Source organism: Streptomyces sp. NH27 (assembly GCF_056859195.1).
In genome coordinates this window covers 1-7,456 of the sequence record NZ_JACEGK010000394.1, presented here as the reverse complement: position 1 = coordinate 7,456, position 7,456 = coordinate 1, and the positions used below count along the sequence as shown (strand labels likewise).

Sequence of the window (7,456 nt, the reverse complement as noted above, 5' to 3'; positions counted from 1 at the left end):
GTCCCCACCCGACCCCCGCACGCCGCTCCCGTGGTGGTCCCCCGGTACGGGGTCCCCGCCCGTGCCGGGACGGCCTCGGCGCGGAAACCGTTGGCCCGCCGCACCCGGCACCTGTTAGCCTCCCCCGCATGAAGCGCGCCGCGATGATCGCGATGACGACGACGCCGGAGAGTGTCCCGGCGCGCTGACCGATGTCTTGAGTCCGAAGCCCCGGGGCAAGTGCCCCGGGGCTTCGCGCTGCCGTGGGCCGCCCCGTCACCCCAGAAAGGCGGCACCATGAACGACGTCCACCGGAACGAGATCCACCACCCGCCCGCGCGCGACGCGGTGCACGACCACCGCGAACTCGGCCGCGAGCTCGGCCTGTTCGGCACCGACCCGCTGATCGGCGCGGGCCTGCCGTACTGGCTGCCCGACGGCGCGGCGGTACGGCACGCGCTGGAGGAGTACGTCCGCGGCCAGGAGCGCGCGGCCGGCTACCGGCACGTGTACTCGCCGGTGCTCGGCAAGCGCGAGTTGTACGAGATCTCCGGTCACTGGGCGCACTACCGCGAGGACATGTTCCCGCCCATGGAGGTCGGCGGCGAGCAGGTGGTCCTGCGCCCGAGCCTGTGCCCGCACCACGCGGTGCTCTACCGCTCGCAATCCCGCAGCTACCGCGAACTTCCGCTGCGGATGGCGGAGTTGGGCGGGATGTTCCGCGCCGAGCTGTCCGGGGTGCTGGGCGGGCTGACCCGGGTGCGGGCCATCCAACTCAACGACGCGCACATCTTCTGCACCCCCGGACAGGTCGAGCAGGTGCCCGCGGGCGCGCAGGAGCTGATCGGGCGCGCGTATGCCGCGATGGGCATCCGCGCGGCCCGTTACCGGCTGTCGCTGCCGGGCCCGGGCGGCAAGTACGTGGCCGCGCCCGAGGTCTGGCAGCGGGCCACCGAGGCACTGGTCGGCGTACTGGATCGGCTGGGCCTGCCGTACGAGGCGGAGCACGGCGAGGCGGCGTTCTACGGCCCGAAGATCGACGTGCAGGTCGCCGACCACGCCGGGCGGGAGTCGACCCTGTCCACCGTGCAGGTCGACTTCCACCAGCCGGAACGGTTCGGGCTGCACTACGTGGGCGCGGACGGGGCGAAGCACCGGCCGGTGATGGTGCACCGCAGCGTCGTCGGCAGCGTGGAGCGGGCGGTGGCGCACCTGGTCGAGGTGCACGGCGGCGCGTTCCCGGCGTGGCTGGCGCCGGTGCAGGTGGTGGTGCTGCCCGTCGGGGCGGCGGAGGTGCCGGCCGCGGAGGCGTTCGCCGCGCGCTGTGCGGGAGTTGGGCTGCGGGCCGAGGTGTCGGACCCGCACGGCGGGAGCCTCGGCGCCCGGGTGCGCCGGGCGCGCCTGGTGCCGTACCAGGCGGTGATCGGCGCCAGGGAGGCCGCGGCCGGGCTGGTCGCAGTGCGACTGCGGGACGGGCGGCGGCCGGCACCGCTGCCCGGGCCGGAGTTGGCGGCGCGGATCGCCGAACTGGTCGGCGCGTACGCCGTGCGGCTGTGGGACGAGGAGGTGGAGGAGGCGGCGGCGGGGTGACGGCGCGCCGGGCACGCGCCTCCGCTACGACGGCGGAGGCGCGGCCGGGGCGGACGGCGCGACGGACTCTGCGGGCTCGACGGGGACGTACGAGTAGGTCCGCGGCGCCGCCGCTGTCGCTGACGTCACACGCCGGGACTCCACGGCACCGGGACCCCGGAAGTGCGGCCCTACGGGTCAGAACTGGACATCCGCGCAGGAGTAGAAGGCGTTGCCGGTGTCGGCGATGGTCCACACCCCGATGATGAGCTGCTTGCCGGTGTGGCCGGCGGGGATCGTGCCCTGGTGGACCACGGTGGCGGGCGGCTGGGCGCCGTTGTAGGGCACGGTCAGGAACGGGGTGGTGTCGATCTCGGAGCGGGTCAGCGGCTTGGTCGGGTCGTAGCTGCTGTTGGTCAGGTAGTAGGAGAAGTCGGTGGTGGAGTGCTCGGCGGTGAGCGTCCACGTGAAGGTGTAGCTCTGGCCGCCGGTCACCTGGGTGGCGGGCCACGCCCCGCCGCGGGGGTCGTCGAGCTGGGAGAAGCGCGCGTTGCCGCCGCTGCAGATGCTGCCGTCGGCGGGGCCGGCGGCCGGGAAGCCCTTGGGGCCTTCGACGCTCTGCGGTTCGTACTGGATGTCGCCGCAGTTCGTCACGGTGCCGTTCGCGCAGAGCGCGGCGCGGCTGGGCGGGGTGCTGATGTAGCCGTGGCTGCTGGCGCTGCCGGTGCTCAGCGCGAACGCGGAGGCGACGCCGACACCGACCACCGCGGTGGCGATCTTCTTGCGCATGGTGGACTCCAGAGGTGGGGGGGGTACGGTCCAGGTCAGGTCTAGACCAACCTGCACGCTAGCCTCGACGATTAGCCATGTCCACATCAACTCTCGGCCAATCCGCCACCCGAACCGGTCAATACGCGCCCAGATGCCCACCGGCGACCGGCGACCGGCGACCGGCCCGACCCCCCCCCGGTTCGCACGGCACGCAGAGCCCGCACCGCACGCGACCCGGGCGGCGCGCGAAGCACCGCCCGGCCCACCCGATGTGACGAAGCGTCAGCCGACGAGCCGGCCCGTAATGTCGGCCAGGTGCTTGCCCTGGTACTGCGCCGCGTCCAGGGTCGCCTGGTCCGGCCCCTGGCCGCCGCCGCTCGCCCAGCTCGTGCCGTACGGGTTGCCGCCGGCCGCGAACAGCACCGGGTCGGTGTAGCCGGGCGGCACGATGATGCAACCCCAGTGGTAGAAGACGTTGTTCAGCGACAGCAGCGTGGACTCCAGGCCGCCGTGCGGGTTCATCGCCGATGTGAAGCTCGTGGCGGGCTTGTTGTGGAAGACGCCCGCCTGCCACTGCACACCGGTCTGGTCGATGAACTGCTTGAGCTGGGCCGTGACGTTGCCGAAGCGGGTCGGCGTACCGAAGGCGTACGCGGTGGCCCACTCCAGGTCGGCGAGGGTCGCCTCGGGCACCGTGTCCTTCGTGGCGTCCACGTGCGCGCGCCAGGCCGGGTTGGCGTCGATGGCCGAGTCGGGCGCGAGTTCGGGGACCCTGCGCAGGCGCACCTCGGCGTCCCGGCTCTCGGCGCCCTTGGCGACGGCCTGGGCGAGCTGATGGACGTTCCCGGTGGCGCTGTAGTAGATGACGGCAACTCGGACACTCACGTGCGTTTCTCCCGCCCGCTCGACAGTGATGCGGTGTGCAATTCGATGCGTTCTGCGTGGGTACCGCGCCGCGTCCACGCGGTGCCGCCTTGGTACCGATGCCGCGCCGGCACGGATCCCGTGGTCCGACGGCCCACGGCCCGGCGGTCGTACGTCCCGGCGGCCACCGGCACCACGCGGCCGTACGCCCCAACTCTCCGCGCTACAACCGCTTCCGACGGCGACCAGCGGCCCGCGCCGCCCGCGGTTCACCCGTACGGCCGCGAGACGCAGCCCCAAGACCCCATCCTGGGACACGTTCCACATCCACGACAGTTCCCGCCCGCGGACCGCGAGCCGCCAAGTCACCGACGAATCCGGGCACGAGCCTCAAGTTCCCGGCCGGGAACTGCACCCTTCCCGCACCGAGCCCCTCCCGACCCGACTCGACCCGACCCGAACCGAGCCCCGCTCCATACGCTCGCCGTTCACCACCGCCAGCACCCTCGCGAGCGCCGCCGCCCTCCGCGACATCCCACCCGACTACCTCGCCCTCTACATCAACCTCGTATATTCAGCTGCCGCTGTGACCTGATGTCCCGGCAGAAGAAGGGTGCCTCCCACCTGCGATGATCTGGACTGTCTAGATCAAAACCGTCGCAGAGGAGGGGCACCCAACAGGTCAGGGCGGTTTCAAAGTCTTGGTGATCAAGTAGATGGGCTGGTCACGACGGCATCACGATGGTCCGGTGGCCCGCCACGCACGCAACGAAGCTCCGGTCGGTGCAGGTGACCAGTCAAGTCGCCTGTACCGCCCGGAGCTTCGATGTGCCGTCAGTCTGCCACCGCGTGCTTGATCAAGTCGCCCTCGTGCCGGCACCGCGCGATCGCCGACCTGGCGGAAAGGCTGGCGACCTTGCCCGATCCCCGGGACCGGCGCGGGCGGCGTCACCCATTCGTGTGCGTGCTGCTGGTGGCCTGCTCAGCGGTCGTGACTGGCGCGAAGTCTTTCGCGGCGATCGGGCAGTGGGCGCGTAGCGCCCCGCAAGATGCCCTGACCCGGCTCGGCGCCCGCACGGTCTCGGTCTTCGGTGTGCGGATCGCGCCCAGCACGGCCACGATCCGCCGGATCATCAACGCAGTCTGCCCCGGCGGTCTCGCTGACCTGCTGGGAGGCGACCCCGTAGGCGCCGACACCCTGGCGGTGGACGGCAAGAGCGCCCGAGGCTCGCGTCACGACACCACTCCCGCCGCTCACCTTCTCGCGGCAATGACCGGCGCCGGGCAGAGCATCACCCAACTCCGGGTACCGGACAAGACGAACGAAACCACCTGCTTCGCCGACCTGCTCGCCCCGTTCGACCTGACCGGAGTGACCGTGACTGCCCACGCCCAGCACGCCCAGCGCGACCACGCCCGCTTCCTCGTCGAGGACAAGAAGGCCCACTACGTGCTGTGTGTGAAGAAGAACCAGCCCGGACCGTTCGAGCAACTGCGCGCTCTGCCCTGGAACGAGGTCACCGCGAAGTTCTACGACCGCACCGAAGGCCACGGCCGCAAGGAGACACGCGTGGTGCAGGTCCTCACCGTCGACGGCCTCGACTTCCCGCACGCCGCCCAGGCCGCTCGCATCACACGTCACCGCACCTGCCTCAAGACCGGCAGGCGCACCCGCGAGACGGTCTACGTCATCACCGACCTGACCAGCCGACAGGCGTCCCCTTCAGCGACTCGCGAAGATCGCGAGGTCCCAGTGGATCATCGAGAACCGGCTCCACTTCGTCCGAGATGTCACCTTCCGTGAGGACGCCTCGAAAGTCCACACCGGACACGGCCCGGAGAACATGGCCACCCTCCGCAACCTCGCGATCAACCAACTCCGCGCAGCCGGGCACCTCAACATCGCCGCCGCCCTCCGCGAGATGTCCTACGAGCCCTTCACCCGCCCCCTGAACCTGCTCGGAATCGCCTGACCAGCACGAACACAGGCTCACTCAGACTTTGAAACCGCCCTGCTGCACTGGGGCCCTGCTGGAATACTCCAGCGGGGCCCCTGTCATTTCACTCTCTATTCGCCTGGCGTCGAGTCCAGCCGCTCCGGTGAGAACCGCTGAATTACTGGGTTATCTGCCAGTCCGGGGATATTCGCAGTCAGACGAGCATGCGCCTCTCGCAGGAAGTCAACGAAAGCACCTACGAGCTCTTCCTGCTCCATGGAGACCTGCCATTGATGCTTCGATGACGTCATTACGACTAGATCTTCCTCACGTCGCAAGCGGATGACTTCGTCATCTTCCGTGAAGCCGATCGCTGTATCTTCTCCTGCCGAGAGACGGCTCACCGCATGGCAAAGAGACAGGGCTAGATCGACGAGGGTCACATGCCCCTCGCTGGAGATGACCTCAACCTCGTCAACCACAAGTTCGGCGCTTACCCCGAAGTACTTGTAGCAGAGGTCCATCTCACTGATGGTCGCTGGCTTGACCCGGAAAGCCCTGTCCCAGGTTTCACGCCAGGCCGACCCGACTTTCGGCACCTCGAAAGAGAAGTGAATCACGAATTCCTCAGATCCTCGTTTCTCTCCTAGAACGAGAATGCCGTCACGACTTTGCCGTCATTTACGACGACACGAATGCCGGTCAACTCTCCCCCACCATTCGCAGGACCTGCCCTTCCCACGGGAACGCCGAAATTCCACTCATATATCTGTCCGGCGCGCGGCCTACCGGTTTCAGGGTCCGGAGTGTTCGCCCTCGGTTGATGGTCTCCGCTATATGCTTGGCTTTGCCTGAAAAGATTCCGGCCTTATCGTCGACCTTCACACCGCCAGGCCGGTGTCGATCCACGATGTGCTGCCAGTCTCCATTGTCCAGCGCAGCAGTTCCGCACAACCCATTCGAATTGTGAACCAGGACCGGCGTAGCCCCCGCCAGCACATAGTACGTGTGCTGCGTGAAGCCTTCGACCTGCTTTCTCGCAGGTCAAGTGCAGTTTGCTGGTCCGGTGGAGTGCGTGGGTGTCCGTGGTTGTGCGGGGTTATTGCCGTCGCTACTGCCGTCACGTGGCTCAGCCCAGGTACGGCTTCTCGCGCTGTTCCCGGAAGTGTTGGAGCCTGAGTCGTTGGGTGTGGTGCATCGGCAACTGCTCGATCTCTTCCGGCGGCACGAACCGGAGTTCGGTGGACTCGTCGGAGATCTCCAGCCGGCCGCTGGTGATGCGGGCGGTGAAGCAGACGTTGAACTGGCGGCGGACCTCGCCGTCGGTGTAGGCGATGATGTGCTTCGGGTCGGTATAGGTGCCGACCAGGCCGGTGATCTCGACGTCGAGGCCGGTCTCTTCCTTGACCTCGCGGACGGCCGTGCCGGGCAGGGAGTCGGTGAGGTCCATGCCGCCTCCGGGCAGGGCCCACAGGTCGTTGTCGCGGCGGCGCTGGAGGAGGATGCGCCCGTGGTCGTCGGTGACGACCTGGACAAGGCGAACGCCCTGTTCAAGCGCCTGGTCGCACTGCGGCGTACCCGATCCTCGGCGATCCGGGACGTACTCGGTGTGAAGAACATGTGGCACGTCGGTCCCTCGGAGGTCTGGCCGCTCACCGTGCTGATCATCGACGAGGCCCACACCTACTTCCGCGACTACAAGGGCAACGACCCGCAGACCAAGCACCTGGCGGCGCTGACTGCGGACAACGCGCGCCTGGTCGAAGACCTGGTCAAGAAGGGCCGCAGTGTCGGCTTCCTGGTCATCCTGGTCAGCCAGAAGGTGACCGGCGACGCGATCCCCACCTTCATCCGTGACGTATGCCCCGTCGGGCTGTCCTTCGCCCAGAAGACGGCGGAAGCCGCCGTGGCCGCACTCGGGGACGACATCCGCAACTGGCCGGACGCCAGCCCCGTGACCTTGCAGGACCCCGCCTACGTCGGCGTCGCCGTCATGGCGATGCAGGGCCGCCCCGGCTTCACCCGCATCCGCACCCCCTATGTTCCGGACGCCGACGCGGCCCGCATCGCGGAAGCCACCGCCCACCTGGCCATCGACCCGGCCCTGTACCTGGAATCCGTCCCCGGCCCGCGCTACTGGGCCGGCACCGCGCCGAAGGACGAAACCGTCGTGCCGCTGGCCAAGCGCCGTCCGTGACCATCCCCGACCCCCACCCCGGAAGGAGGCCCCACACATGACCGAGGAACGGTTCACCCGGCGCACCGTGACCGTGGGCATGGCGGTCATCGCGGCCCTGGCCTTCGTTTTCGCCTTCGGCCACGTGTGGGCGCTCGCC

General features: G+C 69.0%; 8 protein-coding genes and 1 pseudogene. 5 read left to right on the top strand and 4 right to left on the bottom strand.

The features are described from left to right. Window positions 1-327 precede the first annotated feature (327 nt). Window positions 328-1,569 carry a threonine--tRNA ligase gene (gene thrS / locus AC13HU_RS26995; RefSeq protein WP_483044557.1) on the top strand — a complete coding sequence of 414 codons (1,242 nt, stop codon included), beginning with the start codon at window positions 328-330 and terminating at the stop codon, window positions 1,567-1,569. A 177-nt stretch (window positions 1,570-1,746) separates the two neighbouring features. Here thrS and AC13HU_RS26990 read toward each other — a convergent pair whose 3' ends face one another. After that, window positions 1,747-2,337: a lytic polysaccharide monooxygenase auxiliary activity family 9 protein gene (locus AC13HU_RS26990; RefSeq protein WP_483044556.1), complete on the bottom strand. Its 591-nt coding sequence runs from the start codon at window positions 2,335-2,337 to the stop codon at window positions 1,747-1,749. A gap of 264 nt (window positions 2,338-2,601) precedes the next feature. Continuing rightward, a complete protein-coding gene (gene wrbA / locus AC13HU_RS26985) occupies window positions 2,602-3,204 on the bottom strand; it encodes an NAD(P)H:quinone oxidoreductase (RefSeq protein ID WP_483044555.1) in 603 nt (200 codons plus the stop codon). An 805-nt stretch (window positions 3,205-4,009) separates the two neighbouring features. Here wrbA and AC13HU_RS26980 point away from each other — a divergent pair. Then, window positions 4,010-4,987, top strand: a complete 978-nt coding sequence (locus AC13HU_RS26980; protein ID WP_483044554.1) for an ISAs1 family transposase — start codon at window positions 4,010-4,012, stop codon at window positions 4,985-4,987. Window positions 4,988-5,027: 40 nt separating this feature from the next. Next, a complete protein-coding gene (locus AC13HU_RS26975; RefSeq protein ID WP_483044553.1) occupies window positions 5,028-5,156 on the top strand; it encodes a hypothetical protein in 129 nt (42 codons plus the stop codon). 95 nt (window positions 5,157-5,251) lie between these two features. Here the strand turns inward: AC13HU_RS26975 and AC13HU_RS26970 are convergent, their stop codons facing one another. Both AC13HU_RS26970 and AC13HU_RS26965 read right to left on the bottom strand, forming a co-directional pair. Continuing rightward, window positions 5,252-5,740, bottom strand: coding sequence for a hypothetical protein (locus AC13HU_RS26970; RefSeq protein ID WP_483044552.1), 489 nt, complete (start codon window positions 5,738-5,740; stop codon window positions 5,252-5,254). A 509-nt stretch (window positions 5,741-6,249) separates the two neighbouring features. Continuing rightward, window positions 6,250-6,747: an NUDIX domain-containing protein gene (locus AC13HU_RS26965; RefSeq protein WP_483044551.1), complete on the bottom strand. Its 498-nt coding sequence runs from the start codon at window positions 6,745-6,747 to the stop codon at window positions 6,250-6,252. Here AC13HU_RS26965 and AC13HU_RS26960 point away from each other — a divergent pair. Both AC13HU_RS26960 and AC13HU_RS26955 read left to right on the top strand, forming a co-directional pair. Beyond that, window positions 6,631-7,317 carry a hypothetical protein gene (locus tag AC13HU_RS26960; RefSeq protein WP_483044558.1) on the top strand — a complete coding sequence of 229 codons (687 nt, stop codon included), beginning with the start codon at window positions 6,631-6,633 and terminating at the stop codon, window positions 7,315-7,317. The genes AC13HU_RS26965 and AC13HU_RS26960 overlap by 117 nt on opposite strands. Before the next feature lie 37 nt (window positions 7,318-7,354). Further along, a pseudogene (locus AC13HU_RS26955) lies at window positions 7,355-7,456 on the top strand (DUF2637 domain-containing protein); the annotation flags it as partial.